Origin of the sequence: Falsiroseomonas sp. CW058 (assembly GCF_050563535.1) — a bacterium.
In the GTDB taxonomy this organism is placed as follows: Bacteria; Pseudomonadota; Alphaproteobacteria; order Acetobacterales; family Acetobacteraceae; genus Falsiroseomonas.
In genome coordinates this window covers 274065-288245 of the sequence record NZ_JBNXUO010000001.1, presented here as the reverse complement: position 1 = coordinate 288245, position 14181 = coordinate 274065, and the positions used below count along the sequence as shown (strand labels likewise).

13 protein-coding genes are annotated in these 14181 nt (G+C 72.7%); 8 read left to right on the top strand and 5 right to left on the bottom strand.

Going from position 1 to position 14181, the window contains the following annotated elements; all coding sequences use genetic code 11:
- Positions 1 to 11: 11 nt before the first annotated feature.
- The 4 genes from ACK8OX_RS01370 (at position 12) to ACK8OX_RS01355 (ending at position 5163) form a co-directional block, all read left to right on the top strand.
- A complete protein-coding gene (locus ACK8OX_RS01370; protein ID WP_430662114.1) occupies positions 12 to 1175 on the top strand; it encodes a GNAT family N-acetyltransferase in 1164 nt (387 codons plus the stop codon).
- Positions 1176 to 1221: 46 nt separating this feature from the next.
- Entirely contained in the window at positions 1222 to 2097 is an 876-nt protein-coding gene (locus tag ACK8OX_RS01365; protein WP_430662113.1) for a DMT family transporter, read from the top strand.
- Positions 2098 to 2267: 170 nt separating this feature from the next.
- Positions 2268 to 4280: a DNA/RNA helicase domain-containing protein gene (locus tag ACK8OX_RS01360; RefSeq protein WP_430662112.1), complete on the top strand. Its 2013-nt coding sequence runs from the start codon at positions 2268 to 2270 to the stop codon at positions 4278 to 4280.
- A 7-nt stretch (positions 4281 to 4287) separates the two neighbouring features.
- Complete coding sequence (locus ACK8OX_RS01355; RefSeq protein ID WP_430662111.1) at positions 4288 to 5163, top strand: endonuclease/exonuclease/phosphatase family protein; 876 nt, start codon at positions 4288 to 4290, stop codon at positions 5161 to 5163.
- 23 nt (positions 5164 to 5186) lie between these two features.
- Here the strand turns inward: ACK8OX_RS01355 and ACK8OX_RS01350 are convergent, their stop codons facing one another.
- Positions 5187 to 5462 carry a phage baseplate assembly protein V gene (locus ACK8OX_RS01350; protein ID WP_430662110.1) on the bottom strand — a complete coding sequence of 92 codons (276 nt, stop codon included), beginning with the start codon at positions 5460 to 5462 and terminating at the stop codon, positions 5187 to 5189.
- 27 nt (positions 5463 to 5489) lie between these two features.
- On the opposite strand from ACK8OX_RS01350, the gene ACK8OX_RS01345 reads away from it, so the two are divergent.
- The 3 genes from ACK8OX_RS01345 to ACK8OX_RS01335 are packed head-to-tail and all read left to right on the top strand — an operon-like array spanning position 5490 to position 8471.
- Positions 5490 to 6716 carry an MFS transporter gene (locus ACK8OX_RS01345; protein WP_430662109.1) on the top strand — a complete coding sequence of 409 codons (1227 nt, stop codon included), beginning with the start codon at positions 5490 to 5492 and terminating at the stop codon, positions 6714 to 6716.
- A gap of 10 nt (positions 6717 to 6726) precedes the next feature.
- Positions 6727 to 7608, top strand: a complete 882-nt coding sequence (locus ACK8OX_RS01340) for a polyphosphate kinase 2 family protein (RefSeq protein WP_430662108.1) — start codon at positions 6727 to 6729, stop codon at positions 7606 to 7608.
- On the top strand, positions 7608 to 8471 hold the full coding sequence (locus ACK8OX_RS01335; protein ID WP_430662107.1) for an alpha/beta hydrolase: 864 nt from the start codon (positions 7608 to 7610) through the stop codon (positions 8469 to 8471). Before ACK8OX_RS01340 ends, ACK8OX_RS01335 begins: the two co-directional genes overlap by 1 nt.
- Positions 8472 to 8487: 16 nt before the next feature.
- On the opposite strand, the gene ACK8OX_RS01330 is transcribed toward ACK8OX_RS01335, so the two are convergent.
- The 4 genes from ACK8OX_RS01330 to ACK8OX_RS01315 form a co-directional block, all read right to left on the bottom strand.
- Positions 8488 to 8826, bottom strand: coding sequence for a carboxymuconolactone decarboxylase family protein (locus ACK8OX_RS01330; protein WP_430662191.1), 339 nt, complete (start codon positions 8824 to 8826; stop codon positions 8488 to 8490).
- A gap of 95 nt (positions 8827 to 8921) precedes the next feature.
- Positions 8922 to 11267, bottom strand: coding sequence for an ATP-dependent Clp protease ATP-binding subunit ClpA (clpA, locus tag ACK8OX_RS01325; protein ID WP_430662106.1), 2346 nt, complete (start codon positions 11265 to 11267; stop codon positions 8922 to 8924).
- Between the two features lie 187 nt (positions 11268 to 11454).
- Positions 11455 to 11799 (bottom strand): ATP-dependent Clp protease adapter ClpS, encoded by a 345-nt coding sequence (gene clpS, locus ACK8OX_RS01320; RefSeq protein ID WP_430662105.1) that lies wholly within the window; start codon positions 11797 to 11799, stop codon positions 11455 to 11457.
- A gap of 260 nt (positions 11800 to 12059) precedes the next feature.
- Positions 12060 to 12602, bottom strand: coding sequence for a phasin family protein (locus ACK8OX_RS01315; protein ID WP_430662104.1), 543 nt, complete (start codon positions 12600 to 12602; stop codon positions 12060 to 12062).
- A gap of 356 nt (positions 12603 to 12958) precedes the next feature.
- On the opposite strand from ACK8OX_RS01315, the gene ACK8OX_RS01310 reads away from it, so the two are divergent.
- Positions 12959 to 14158 (top strand): D-alanyl-D-alanine carboxypeptidase family protein, encoded by a 1200-nt coding sequence (locus ACK8OX_RS01310; RefSeq protein ID WP_430662103.1) that lies wholly within the window; start codon positions 12959 to 12961, stop codon positions 14156 to 14158.
- The last annotated feature ends 23 nt before the right edge of the window (positions 14159 to 14181 follow it).

Below are 14181 nucleotides of genomic sequence, written 5' to 3'. Positions count from 1 at the left end.
CCTTCCCGGCGATGCCGAACGACGCGCCCGAATTCTCGCTGACGCTCCATCGGTCCGTCGCCGACATCCCGGCGGCGGAGTGGGATGCCTGCGCGGGGACGGGCAACCCCTTCGTCAGCCACGCCTTCCTCCTCGCGCTCGAGGAGAGCGGCAGCACGGGGGGGCGGAGCGGCTGGCTCGCGCAGCACGCGGCGCTGCGCGACCCGGACGGGACGCTGCTGGCCTGCGCGCCGATGTACGCGAAGGCGCATTCGCAGGGCGAATACGTCTTCGACCATGCCTGGGCCGATGCCTATGAACGCGCGGGCGGCAGCTATTATCCGAAGCTGCAGGTCGCCGCCCCCTTCAGCCCCGTGCCGGGCCCGCGGCTGCTGGTGCGCCCCGGCTGCGGGCTGGGGCCGGAGGCGCTGGCCCAGGGGCTGGCGCAGGCCTGCGCGCAGCTCGACCTCTCCTCGGTCCATGTCACCTTCTGCACCGAGGGCGAGTGGAAGGCGCTGGGCGAGGCCGGGTGGCTGCAACGCATCGGCGTGCAGTTCCACTGGCACAACCGGGGCTATGCCGCCTTCGACGACTTCCTGGCCACGCTGGCCAGCCGCAAGCGCAAGCAGGTGAAGCGGGAGAGGCGGGACGCCGCGGCGTCCGGCTTCGTGCTGAAGACGCTGCGGGGGCACGAGATCACGGATCGGCACTGGAAGGCCTTCCACCGCTTCTACCGCGCCACCACCGACCGCAAATGGGGCCGCAGCGCCTATCTGACGCCCCGCTTCTGGCCCATCCTCGGCGAGAGGCTGGGCGACCGGGTGGTGCTGATGGTGGCCGAACAGGACGGCGAACCCGTCGCCGGCGCGCTGAACCTGGTGGGGGAGGACGCGCTCTACGGCCGCAACTGGGGCTCGGTGGTGGATGCGCCCTTCCTGCATTTCGAACTCTGCTACTACCGCGCCATCGACTTCGCGATCGAGCACGGCCTGCCGCGCGTGGAAGCCGGCGCGCAAGGCGAGCACAAGATCCAGCGCGGCTACCTGCCCTGCCCCACCTGGTCGGCGCACTGGATCGCCCATCCCGGCCTGAAGCGCGCCGTGGCGGGGTTCCTGGACCGGGAACGCCCGGCCATGCTGGAGGAGATCGCGGCGCTGATGGAGGCCTCCCCCTATCGCCGCGACGGCGAGGCGTGAGGCGGCGCGCCTTCGCCGCGGCGGCACTTCGGCCTGGCCTCCGCGCGTGATCCTCCCCTATTCGCAGCTTGCGCTGTCGATGGCGCTGGTCGGCGCGAATGTCGCCGTGGCCAAGCTGCTGGCCGAGACCCTGCCGATCCCGATGATCGCGGGCCTGCGCTGCGCGCTGGCCGTGGCGGTGCTGTGGCCGCTGGCGCGCGCGATGGAAGGCGCGGCGCGGCCGGGCGGGCGCGTGCTGTGGAACCTGGCGTTGCAGGCCGCCTTCGGCACGGTGATCTACAACTCCGCCCTGCTGGCGGGGCTGCGGCTGACCACGGCGCTGGAAGCCGGGCTGATCCTGGCGACGCTGCCGGCGGTGGTCGCGGTGGGCGGTGCGCTCTGGCTGCGGGAGAGGCTGCCGCGGCGGCAATGGGCGGCGGTGGCGCTCGCGGCATTCGGGATGGCGGCGCTCGTCCTGGCGCGGGCGGCGGGTGACGGCCATGGCAGCGCGGCCGGCAACCTGCTCGTCTTCGCGGGAGTGGTGGGGGAGGCGATGTACGTGCTGCTGGCCAAGCGCGTCGCCGGGCGCGTGCCGGTGGTGACGGCGACGCTCTGGATGCAGGCCTTCTCGCTGCTGATGCTGGTCCCCTTCTGCCTGCCCGTGCTGGGCGCCGCGGCGGCGCTGGCGGACCCGGCCGTGGGCGGGCTGCTGGTCTTCCACAGCCTGACCACCAGCGTGCTGTGCCTGCTGCTGTGGTATGCCGGGCTGAAGCGCGCGGCGGCCGGCATCGCCGGCGTCTTCACCGCCTTCCTGCCGGCCAGCGCCGCGGCGGTGGCAATCCTGGTGCTGGGCGAGCCCTTCACCGCGGTCCATGCCGCAGGCTTCGTGCTGCTGATGTTGAGCCTGCTGCTGGCGACCTGGCCCGCGCGCCGGCCCGGCTGACCTGCGCGCCCCGGGCGGCGGGACGAGGCTCGCCGCGCACGGTGCGGGGTGTTACGATTCGCGCATGGAACGCTTCCGCCCGATCCGGCGCGTCACCGTCGGCGGCTGCTTCGGCGGTCATGTCGCCCGCGCCAGCCCGCAGGCCACCGCCGCCTGCAAGGGCGTCTGACTTGCGCGCCTGGTTCGCCTGCACCGGGGCGGAGCTCCTCGCGCGGGACGCCGCCGACACCGTCGGCCGCCTCGCCTCTGCCCAGCAGGGACGCGGCCACACGGGCAGCGCGGACCAGCAATTCGCGTGGGAGAGGCAGGTGGCCGCGCTGCGCGACGCCATCGCCGCGGCGGACGGCGCGGGCTGGACCGTCGCGCTGGAATTCGACCTGCTGCGGCTGGAGAAGCGCATCGACGCGGTGGTGCTGACTGACCGCGCCATCCTCGCGATGGAATTCAAGACCGGCCGCCCGGACGGCGCCATGCGCGCGGAGGCCGAGGACTACGCGCTCGACCTGCGCGACTTCCATGCGGGCAGCCGCGCGCATCCCGTGGTGCCGGTCCTCGTCGCGGGCGATGCGCCCTTCCTGCCCCCCGCGCAGCCGCCGCTGATCTGGGACGGCGTGGTGCAGCCGCTCACCGCCGGGCACGCATCGCTGGCGGATGCGCTGCGCTGGGTGCAGTCCGCCGCGCCCGCATCCGCGCCGCTCGACGGCGCGGCCTGGCTGGCCGCGCCCTACCGTCCCGTCCCGACCATCATCGAGGCGGCGACGATGCTCTACGCCCGCAACGGCGTGGCCGAGATCGCCGCCGCCCGCGCCGACGCGGCGAACCTGACGCGGACCTCGCAGGCCATCGCGCGGGCCGTGCAGGCGGCGCAGCGGGCCGGCGACAAGCGCCTGGTGGTCGTCACCGGCATCCCCGGCGCGGGCAAGACGCTCTGCGGCCTCAACGCCATCTTCGCGCCGGATGCGGGCGCGACGGGCGCCTTCCTCACCGGCAACGTCCCGCTCGTCGAGGTGCTGCGCGCGGCCCTCGCGGGGGATGCGGTGGCGCGGCGGGAATGCAGCCGCACCGAGGCGCTGCGCCGCGCCAAGCAGCGCCTGCAGAACATGCACCGCTTCCTGGAGGACGGGGTGACGTCCCCGGACCGCCGCGCCCCGCCCGAGCGCCTGGTCGTCTTCGACGAGGCGCAGCGCGCCTGGGATGCGGCGAAGGCGCGGCTCGGCACCCGCAACAAGCCCTCGAAGCTCACCATGAGCGAACCCGCCCATGCGCTGGAGATCATGGGCCGGCACGCGGGCTGGGCGGTGGTGGTGGCGCTGATCGGCAATGGGCAGGAGATCAACACCGGCGAGGCCGGCCTGCGCGAGTGGGGAGAGGTGGTCGCGGCCACCGGCGGGGGGTGGCGGGCGGTGGCCGCCCTGCGCGCGGTGGAGGCGGAGGACCCGGTGCAGCGCATCGCCGATGGCTGGCCGGGCTGGCTTGCGCGCGACGACGACCTCGACCTCGCCGTGCCGGTCCGCAGCGTGCGCGAGGGCGCGGGCGCGGCCTGGGTGGACGCCGTGCTGCGCGGCGCGGCGGCGGAGGCGCGGCGCATCGCCGATGCCACGCCCGCCCTGCCCTTCCTCCTGACACGCGAGCTCGACGCGCTGCGCGGCGCCCTGCGGGGCCTGGCGCGCGGGCGGCGCCGCGCGGGGCTCGTCGCCGCGGCGGGCGCGAAGCGGCTGCGCGCCGAAGGGCTCGGCGTGCAGGCGGAGGAGGTGGCGGACTGGTTCCTGCGCCGCTGGCCGGACATCCGCGCCTCCGATGCGCTGGAGACCTTCGCGACGGAATATGACTGCCAGGGGCTGGAGCTGGACGTGGTCGGCCTCGGCTGGGGCGGCGACCTGCTCGCCTCCGCCGGCGGCTGGGTGCCGCGGCGCTTTGTCGGCACCGCCTGGCAGCAGGTGCGCAACGCGGAGGAGCGGCGCCACATCCTCAACACCTACCGCGTGCTGCTGACGCGGGCGCGCTACGAGACGGTGATCTGGGTGCCGCGCGGCAGCGCCGCCGGCACGCCCTTCCACGACGCCACGCGCGACGCCGCGGAATTCGACGCCATCGCGGACCACCTGCTGGCCTGCGGCGCGCGCCCCCTCCTGCCCGGCGCGGCGCAACCGGCGCGCGACGCAGCGGCGCCGGCCCTGCTATAGCCCGGCCATGCGCGCCCTGCTCCTCGCCCTCATGCTCCTGCTGCCCGCCCTGCCCGCGGCGGCGCAGCAGGAGATCAAGCTCGCGACCTGGAACATCGCCTGGCTGACGCTGAAGCCGCCCGGCCATCCCGACCTTCCGCGCGACCTGGTGCCGCGGCAGGCGGGCGACTGGGGGCTGCTGCGCGGCTATGCTGACCGGCTGGCGGCCGATGTCGTGGCGCTGCAGGAGATCGACGGCGCGGAGGCCGCCACCCGCCTGTTCGACCCCGCCGCCTACGCGGTCCACCTGACGCAGGAGAACGACGTCCAGCGCCCCGGCTTCGCAGTGCGCCGCACGCTGCGCATGACCGCGAACCCCGACCTGGCGGAGCTCGACCTGCGGGCGGGCGCGCGGCGCAGCCTGCGGCGCGGGGCCGACATCACGGTGGAGGCACCATCCGGCGCGCGGCTGCGGCTGCTGTCCGTCCATCTGAACGCCGGCTGCCGCGAGGACCCGTTGCAGCGCAGCCCCGCCCCGGAATGCGACGGGCTTGCCCGCCAGGCGGAGATCATCGCCCGCTGGGTCGCGGCAAGACGGCGGGAGGGGGTGGCCTTCGCCGTGCTCGGCGACTTCAACCGGCGGATGGGGCCGGAGGACGACTTCCTGCGGGCCGTCGAAGGCCCGGCGCCGCTGGCCCGGCCGACCGCGGGCCTGTCCTCACCCTGCTGGGCGGATGCGCGCGGCGGGCGGCCCTTCATCAGCCACCTGCTGCTGGGCGGCGCGGCGGCGGAATGGATGGTCCCGCGCAGCCTCGCCGTGCTGGTCTATTCCGAGCGCGACCGCAGCTACCGCGACCGCCTGTCGGACCACTGCCCGGTCAGCGTGCGGCTGCGGCTGCCCTGAGCAGAGGGGCCGCGGCACCGGCCTCAGGGCGTGGACAACGCGCCGATGACGACGGGAGAGGCGGAGTTGCCGCCCTCGAACATCACCCAGACCGTGGTGCCGATCCGGGCGGCCGGCCCTGGTGCCGCCGTGCCGAGGGGCGACGCCACCGGCGCCCAGCCCTCGCCGCAGCCGGGCACCGCCACCTGCACCCGCCCCCTTCCCGCCGGATCGTTGGCATTCATCAGCGTGCCGCGGTACAGGCCGAGATACTTGTCCATGGCTGCCCCCGCCGGTTCGACCGGCGCAGCATCGCGCATCGCCCCCGCCCATGCCAAGCTGCCGCCATGCCAACGCCGTCCTTCGCGCGCCTGACGCTTCCGCTCGCGGGGCTCAACTTCGTCAACCAGGCCTCCCGCACGCTGATCGCGACCGTGGGGCCGCTGCTGGCGGTGGAATTCGCGCTGTCGGCGAGCGAGCTGGGCCTGCTGGCGGCGATGTTCTTCGCGGCCTATGCGGCGGCGCAGCTGCCGGTGGGGCTGGCGATCGACCTGTGGGGCGCGCGGCGCGTGCAGGCCTTCCTCGCGCTCGTCGCGGCGGCGGGCTTCGGGCTCTGCGCACTGGCGGGCGGGCCGCTGCTGCTGGCGGTCGGGCGGGTGGTGACGGGCATCGGCATCAGCGCGGGGCTGATCGCCATGCTGAAGGTCAACACGCAGTGGTATCCGAAGGACCGGGTCGCGGGGATGACGGGGCTCGGCGTCTTCGTCGGCGCGCTCGGCAGCCTTTCGGCAACCGTGCCGGCGGCGCTGCTGGTGCCGATGCTGGGCTGGCGCGGGGTGTTCCTGCTGCTGGGCGCGGGCGCCTGCGCGGTCTCCGCCTGGATCTGGCTGTCCGTGCCGGATCGCGGACCCGGCCCACCGCCGGCGAAGCGCGGGCTGGGGCGGGAGGTCGCGGAATTCGGGCGCATCTTCGCCCACCCCGCCTTCCTGCGCTTCGCACCGGCGGTGGCGCTGCTCTCCTCGTTGAACTTCACCTACCAGGGGCTCTGGGCCGGCCCCTGGCTGCGGGACGTGGGTGGGCTGGCGGATGCGCCGCGGGCGATGCTGCTGCTGGTCTATTCGCTCGGCCTCATGGCGGGCAGCGTGGCGACCAGCCAGGCGGCGGGCCTGCTGCAACGCCGCGGCCGCCACCCGCTGCTGGTGCCCTGGATCGCGATGGGCGTGCTGGCGGCGGTGCAGGCCGCGCTGATCTGGAACCCGCTGCCCCATCCGGCCGTGCTGGGCGTGCTGTGGTTCGCCTTCGCCTTCGCCAGCTCGGCCGGGCCGGCGGGCTATGCCGCCATCGGGCAGCGCTTCGGGGCGGAGCTGGCCGGGCGCGTCGCCACCGCGATCAACGCCGCGATGCTGGCGATGGTGTTCGTGCTGCAGAACGCGATCGGCTGGATCCTCGACCTCTGGCCGAGAGTTGAGGGGGGCGGCTGGCATCCGGCGGGCTATGGCTGGGCGCTGGGGCTGGGCCTGGCATTGCAGGCGCTGGCCGTGCTGCGGATGCTGTGGCCGGGCCGCCGGCGCTGAGGGAGGACCGATGGACAAGCCGACCGAGAAGCTGCTGCGCCGCTTCCGCGTCGAGGCGGGCAAGGGTTTCCGCCTGCGCGACCACGCGCCCGACGACACCGGCGGCCTCGACCTCGACAAGGATGGCGCGGCCGAACAGCTGCAGCGGGGCGTGCAGTACCTGTCCACCCAGCAGGACATGCTCTACGCGCAGGACCGCTGGTCGGTGCTCTGCATCTTCCAGGCGATGGATGCGGCGGGGAAGGACGGGGCGATCAAGCACGTCTTCTCCGGCGTCAACCCGCAGGGCTGCCACGTCGCGGCCTTCAAGGCGCCGAGCGCGACGGAGCTGGACCACGACTTCCTGTGGCGCCATGTCGCGGCCCTGCCGCAGCGCGGGCAGATCGGCATCCACAACCGGTCCTGGTACGAGGAGGTGCTGGTCGCCCGCGTCCATCCCTCCGTGCTGGCGAACCAGAAACTGCCGCCGCGGCTGGTGGGCAAGCGCATCTGGGACGAACGGCTGGAGGACATCGCCGCCTTCGAACGCTACCTTACGCGCCAGGGCGTGGTGGTGCTGAAGTTCTTCCTCAATGTCAGCCGGGAGGAGCAGCGCAAGCGCTTCCTGTCGCGCATCGAGGAGCCGGAGAAGAACTGGAAGTTCAGCGCCGCCGATGTCGGCGAACGCGCCCATTGGGACGCCTACCAGGATGCGTATGAGCAGGCGATCCGCGCCACCGCCACCGAACAGGCGCCGTGGTACGTGGTGCCCGCCGACCGCAAGTGGTTCACCCGCCTGGTCGTCGTCGCGGCGATCGGCCGCGCCATGGAAGGGCTCGGCCTGCACTACCCCGAGGTGACGCCGGCGCAGCGCGCGGCGCTGATGCAGGCGAAGGAGGCGCTGGCCGGGTGATGGCGCGTCGCCTGGCGCTGCTGCTGCCGGGGCTGCTGGCGGCCTGTTCGCCCGCGCGCGTCGCGGGGCTGCTGACACCGAGCGGCGGGTCGGAAACGCGGGAGGGGCTGGCCTATGGCCCGCATCCTCGCCTGCGCCTCGACCTCACCCTGCCGGCGGGGGTGACGGCCGCGACGCCGCTGGTGGTGTTCATCTATGGCGGGTCCTGGCGGATGGGGGAACGGGCGGACTACGCCTTCGTCGCCCGCGCGCTGGCCGCGCGCGGCATCGCGGTGGCGGTGCCGGATTACCGCCTGTGGCCGGAGGCACGCTGGCCCGACTTCATCGAGGATGCGGCCACCGCGACCGCCTGGTTGCGGAGCGGGGCCGGCCGCGCGGCCGGCGCACCCTCGGGGCCCGTCTTCGTGATGGGCCATTCGGCCGGTGGCTTCATCGCCGCGGCGCTCGCGCTCGACCCCCGCTGGCTCGGCGCGGCGGGGCTGCCCGGCGGGCGGGACGCCCTGGCCGGCGGCGCGCTGCTGGCCGCGCCGATCGCCTGGCAACCAACGGACGAGCCGGTGCGGAGCATCTTCGCCCCCGCGCCCGGCGGCCGGATCGAGGCGGTGCCCGACCCCGCGATGCTGGCCGGCGCGCCGCCGCTGCTGCTGCTCCATGGCGCCGACGACGTGACGGTGGGGCCCTTCCATTCCGTGCGGCTCGCCGCCGCGATGGAAGCGGCGGGCCGCCCGGCGCGCCTGCGCGTCTATGACGGCGTCGCCCATGTCGGCATCCTGGCCGCGATGGCGGGGCCGGTGCGGGCGCTCGGGCTCGCGCGGGCCGATGCGCTGGAGGAGGTGGCGGGATTCGTCCGGGCGCGCGCCTGAAACCCCGGAGGCGCCGCTACGGCGTCGCCCCCTCCACCGCATCCAGCACATGCAGCGAATAGGTCAGCGCCGCCCCGGCATTCAGCGCGATGGCGACGCCGAGCGCCTCCGCGATCTCCTCCTTCGTCGCGCCGGCATGCTTCGCCTTGCGGGCATGGGCGTCGATGCAGCCCTCGCAGCGGGTGGTGACGGCGACGGCGAGCGCGATCAGCTCCCGCGTCTTCGCATCGAGATGGGTGGTGGTGGAGGCGCCGCGGCTGAGCGCACCGAAGCCCTTCATCAGCTCGGGGTGGAGCGCAGACAGCTCCTTCCCGCGGGCGCGCAGGCCGGCGCTGTAGCTGTCCCAGTCCTCGATTCGGGTATCGGTCGTCACCGTCGTCCCCCTTGCAAAGGAAAGGCGCCGCCCGGGTGGGGCGGCGCCTCGGCAGTCACCAGGGCGGGCGGTAGCCCTTACTCGGCCACCTCCGGCTCCTTCTCCGGCTCGCCGTCGCCCTCCTCGGGCTTCGGCAGGGCGGGGGGCGCGGCCTCGACATAGTCGAAGACCAGCGCGCCGTCCTTCAGGTTCACCTTCACCGCCCCGCCCTTGACGAGCCGGCCGAACAGCAGCTCCTCGGCGAGCGGCTTCTTGATGAATTCCTGGATGATCCGCGCCAGCGGCCGCGCGCCGTAGAGCGGGTCGTAGCCGCGCTCGGCCAGCCATTCGCGGGCCGCGCTGCTCAGCTCGATCGTCACGTTGCGGTCGGCGAGCTGCGCCTCCAGCTGCATGACGAACTTGTCGACCACCAGCGCCACGATTTCCGGCGTCAGGCCCGCGAAGGGGATCACCGCGTCCAGCCGGTTGCGGAATTCCGGCGTGAACATCCGCTTGATCGCCTCCTCGTCCTCGCCCACGCGGACCGAGGCGCCGAAGCCGATGGCGGGCTTGGCCATGTCCGCCGCGCCCGCATTGGTGGTCATGATGAGGATCACGTTGCGGAAATCGACCGTCTTGCCGTTGTGGTCGGTCAGCTTCCCGTGGTCCATCACCTGCAGCAGGATGTTGTAGAGATCCTGGTGCGCCTTCTCGATCTCGTCGAGCAGCAGGACGCAATGCGGGTGCTGGTCGATGCTGTCGGTCAGCAGCCCGCCCTGGTCGAAGCCGACATAGCCGGGCGGCGCGCCGATCAGGCGGCTGACGCTGTGGCGCTCCATGTATTCCGACATGTCGAAGCGCACCAGCTCGATCCCGAGCGTCTTCGAGAGCTGCTTCGCCACCTCGGTCTTGCCGACGCCGGTCGGGCCGCTGAACAGGTAGTTGCCGATCGGCTTCTCCGGGTCGCGCAGCCCGGCGCGGGACAGCTTGATGGCGGCGGACAGCGCATCGATCGCGCGGTCCTGGCCGAACACCATCGCCTTCAGGTCGCGTTCGAGGTTGCGCAGCGTCTCCTTGTCGTCGGCGCTGACGGATTTCGGGGGGATGCGCGCGATCTTCGCGACGATCTCCTCCACGTCCTTCAGGGTGACGGTCTTCCGGCGCTTGTTCTCGGGCAGCAGCATCCGCGACGCGCCGACCTCGTCGATCACGTCGATCGCCTTGTCGGGCAGCTTGCGGTCATGGATGTACTTGGCCGAAAGCTCCACCGCCGCGCGGATGGCTTCGGGCGTGTAGCGGACCTTGTGGTGCTTCTCGTAGTTGGTCTTGAGGCCCTGGAGGATCTTCACCGCGTCTTCCAGCGTCGGCTCGTTCACGTCGATCTTCTGGAAGCGGCGGACCAGGGCGCGGTCCTTCTCGAAGTAGTTGCGGTATTCCTTGTAGGTCGTGCTGCCGATGCAGCGCAGCGTGCCCTGGGCGAGGGCCGGCTTCAGCAGGTTCGACGCGTCCATCGCGCCGCCGCTGGTCGCGCCCGCGCCGATCACCGTGTGGATCTCGTCGATGAACAGGATCGAGCCAGGCTGGTTCTCGAGCTCCGAGACGACGGCCTTCAGCCGCTCCTCGAAGTCGCCGCGGTAGCGGGTGCCGGCCAGCAGGCTGCCCATGTCGAGGGCGAAGATGGTGGACTTCAGCAGCACCTCGGGCACGTCGCCCTCGATGATGCGCTTGGCCAGGCCCTCGGCGATGGCGGTCTTGCCCACGCCCGGGTCGCCCACGTAGAGCGGATTGTTCTTGGTGCGGCGGCAGAGGATCTGGATCGTCCGCTCGATCTCGCTGTCGCGGCCGATCAGCGGGTCGATCTTGCCCTGCTGCGCCTTCTTGTTGAGGTTGACGCAGTAGTTCGACAGCGCGTCCTGGCCGCGCTGGCCGCGGGCGGGCTTCTCCTCCTTCTCGGCCTGCTCCTCGGGCTGCTGCGGCGTGCCCTGGACGGGGCGGGACGCGCTGCGGCCGGGGGCCTTGGCGATGCCGTGGCTGATGAAGTTCACGGCGTCGAGCCGGGTCATGTCCTGCAGCTGCAGGAAGTAGACCGCGTGGCTTTCCCGTTCGGAGAACAGGGCGACGAGGACATTGGCGCCCGTCACCTCGTCCCGGCCGGAGGACTGGACATGGATGGCCGCGCGCTGCACGACGCGCTGGAAGCCGGCGGTCGGCTTGGCGTCCCCCGCGCGTTCGCTGACCAGGCCGGCAAGGTCCTTGTCGAGGAACTCCGCCAGGTCGCGCTTCAGCTTCTCGGCGTCGACGCCGCAGGCGCGCAGCACGGTGGCGGCGTCCACGTCGTCGGCGAGGGCGAGCAGGAGGTGTTCGAGCGTCGCGTATTCGTGCCGGCGGTCGTTGGCGAGGCCGAGGGCGCGGTGGAGCGTCTGCTCGAGGTTGCGGGACAGCATGGATGACGCTCCCTATTGGTCGGCCAAGGCGCTCAACGGAGCACCTCGGGTCGGGTTGCCCCGCGGGTGGCCCGGCCGGGCCGCCCCGAAGGGACTGCGAGATACGTGGTCGCTTCCTCCCCCCCCACGGTGGGTCACGCGGCCGGAATCCTTCCACAGCAACGCCGCGCGGTCATGATCTTTCCGATCATTCCTTCTCTATCGTGCACTGGAGGGGGTGCTGGTTCTGGCGGGCCAGGTCCATGACCTGGGTGACCTTCGTTTCGGCCACTTCGTAGGTATACACCCCGCAGACCCCGACGCCGCGGCGGTGGACGTGCAGCATGATGCGCGTCGCCTCCTCCCGCGTCTTCTGGAAGAAGCGTTCCAGCACATGCACGACGAACTCCATCGGCGTGTAGTCGTCGTTGAGCATCAGCACCTTGTACATGGAGGGCTTGCGGGTGCGCGGCCGCGCCTTGACCACCACGCCGGTGGCCGGCCCGCCGTCCGTCCCGTTGCCCTGTCCCGGGCGCTTGTCGTTGTCGCTCATGCCTGCCTTGGTCTCGGCGCCGCACCCCGGCGGCGCGATGGGTCCGTGGAAGATATCGGAGCGCCGGGCCGCGAGTGAAGGGCTTGAAGTGATCCTTGCGCGGATCGATGGCGGAAGTGTTGCCCGGATGGGCGGGGGGAGGTGAAAAAAACAGGACGGGCCCGCCTGGCCTGACCTCGTCCGCGGGGGGCTGCGGAAGGGGTCGGCCGGGCGGGCCCGGGAAGCGATCCCCGCCCTTGGGCGGGGGGCCTGCGCCTGGTTCAGGCCGCGAGCGGCTTGCCGAACTTCTCGACGGCCAGCGTCATGCGGGCGGTCAGCGGGGCATAGGCGGTCTCGGCGAGGCGGAAGGTCGCCTCCTGGAGCTTCGCCGTCTCGCTCATCGTCCGCTCGAAGGAGGCCTTCGCGAAGGCGGCCTGGATGTCGGCGGCCTCCTTCAGGCTCTTCACCGCCGCCAGCGCCTTCGCGCTCTCGAGCGCGTGGTCCATCAGCGCCTGGGACACGGCGAAATACTGCTTGCCGAGGTCCTGCATGCCGACCGTCAGGGTCTGCGCCGCCTTGGTCACCGCCTCGAGGTTGCCGCGGCCGAACTCAGCGGCCTCCTCGGACGCCTTGAAGAAGCCCTCGGCCGTCTTCGTCGCCTGCTCCATGCCCTTCTCCATCGCCACGCGCGCCTGGGTGGCGCCGTCCTCCACGAACTTCTTCGCCTGCGCGGCACCCGCCGCGCCCTGCGTCGCACCCTGCATCAGGCTCGCCGCCGCATTCTCGACCAGCGCGATGCCCTTGGCCTTCTGCTCACCCGCCATGGTAGTCTCCTCACCTGAATCACGGCCCCGCCCGGCCTCATCCACCCGACGGTCCAGCGAGGCCTGAGATCCGGCCCCAAGGATTTTGCTGCACCGCAGCACAAGCCCCAATTAGGCCGACCGCGGTGACGACGCAAGCATTTTTTGCGGTGCAGCATCCGGTGATCGGAACCCGCGCGCCGGGCGGGAAGCCCTGGTTTCCGGCGGCTGAGGCGCATCGCAAGCAAGGCGGTTAACATCTTGCAGTTACAGGATGTTCTGCATTCGCCCCGATGGACAAGCGCCCATTGCCTTCCGTAGGTTGCATGCCGTGGACGGCGCACGGGGGGTGCGCTGCCCCGGGGGGTTTTCGAGTGATGTTCCTTCGGCTCGCCTCGCGCGCCGGGCTCGCGGCGCTCGCAGCGCTCGCGCTCGCCGCCACGCCTGCCCGCGCGCAGATCGGCAGCGACCGCTATTCCGCCATCCTGCTGGACCACCGCACCGGCAGCGTCCTCGTCTCCGCCAGCCCGGACGAGACGCGCCACCCCGCCTCGCTCACCAAGATGATGACGCTCTACATGGTGTTCGAGGCGCTGCGCGACGGCCGGCTGACGCTTGCCTCGGCCGTGCCGATGTCTGAGGAGGCGGCCTCCCGCCCGCCGTCGAAGCTCGGCGTGCCGCCGGGCTTCTCCATCTCGGTCGAGCAGGCGATCCTCGCGCTCGTCACCCGCTCCGCCAATGACGTCGCCGCCGCGGTGGGCGAGCGGATCGGCGGGTCCGAGGCGCGCTTCGCCCAGATGATGACGATGCGCGCCCGCGCGCTCGGCATGACGCGGACCACCTTCCGCAACGCCTCCGGCCTGCCCGACCCGGACCAGGTGACGACGGCGCGGGACATGGCGACCCTCGGCCGCCGCCTGATGCAGGACTTCCCGGACCGCTACCACTATTTCGGCGTGACCAACGCCGTGGTGCGCGGGTCCAACCTGCGGAACCACAACGGCATGCTCCGCACCTATGACGGCGTGGACGGCATCAAGACCGGCTACATCCGCGACAGCGGCTTCAACATCGTCACCAGCGCCAGCCGCGGCGGGCAACGCCTGGTGGGCGCGGTCTTCGGCGGGTCCTCCTGGGCGGAGCGCGACGCGCACATGGCCTCCCTGCTCGACCAGGGCTTCCAGACGCTCGGCGTCGCCGTCGCATCGGGCGACCGCCCGGGCCTCGGCCTGGTGCGCAGCGCCGAGGCGGCGCCGGTCCGCACCGTCCGGGCGGAGGCGCCGGTCCGCGCCGCGCGGGCCGAAGCGCCCACGCGCACCACCCGCGCCGGCACCACCACCCGCAGCACCACCACCCGCTCCGTCGCCAGCAACCGCAGCGCGGCCGCGCCGGTGCGGCCGGTGTCCACCACCGCGGCGCGGGGCATGGCGCCGCGCCAGGCGGCGGCCCGGACCCGCGCCGCCGCCGCGCCGCCCACCATGGCGGCACGGCCCGCCGTCCGGACGCCGAGCGCGCTGCCCAACCCGCTGGTGCCACCGACCGCCCCGCAGCGCTTCCGCACCGCCGAGATCCGCTGACAAGCCGCCCAAGATAACGTCTT

Coding starts and splice junctions, on each gene's coding strand:
- ACK8OX_RS01370 (WP_430662114.1), top strand. CDS start 12: ATGCCGAACGACGCGCCCGAATTCTCGCTGACGCTCCATCGGTCCGTC.
- ACK8OX_RS01355 (WP_430662111.1), top strand. CDS start 4,288: ATGCGCGCCCTGCTCCTCGCCCTCATGCTCCTGCTGCCCGCCCTGCCC.
- ACK8OX_RS01350 (WP_430662110.1), bottom strand. CDS start 5,462: ATGCGCGATGCTGCGCCGGTCGAACCGGCGGGGGCAGCCATGGACAAG.
- ACK8OX_RS01345 (WP_430662109.1), top strand. CDS start 5,490: ATGCCAACGCCGTCCTTCGCGCGCCTGACGCTTCCGCTCGCGGGGCTC.
- ACK8OX_RS01340 (WP_430662108.1), top strand. CDS start 6,727: ATGGACAAGCCGACCGAGAAGCTGCTGCGCCGCTTCCGCGTCGAGGCG.
- ACK8OX_RS01335 (WP_430662107.1), top strand. CDS start 7,608: ATGGCGCGTCGCCTGGCGCTGCTGCTGCCGGGGCTGCTGGCGGCCTGT.
- clpA (WP_430662106.1), bottom strand. CDS start 11,267: ATGCTGTCCCGCAACCTCGAGCAGACGCTCCACCGCGCCCTCGGCCTC.
- clpS (WP_430662105.1), bottom strand. CDS start 11,799: ATGAGCGACAACGACAAGCGCCCGGGACAGGGCAACGGGACGGACGGC.
- ACK8OX_RS01315 (WP_430662104.1), bottom strand. CDS start 12,602: ATGGCGGGTGAGCAGAAGGCCAAGGGCATCGCGCTGGTCGAGAATGCG.
- ACK8OX_RS01310 (WP_430662103.1), top strand. CDS start 12,959: ATGTTCCTTCGGCTCGCCTCGCGCGCCGGGCTCGCGGCGCTCGCAGCG.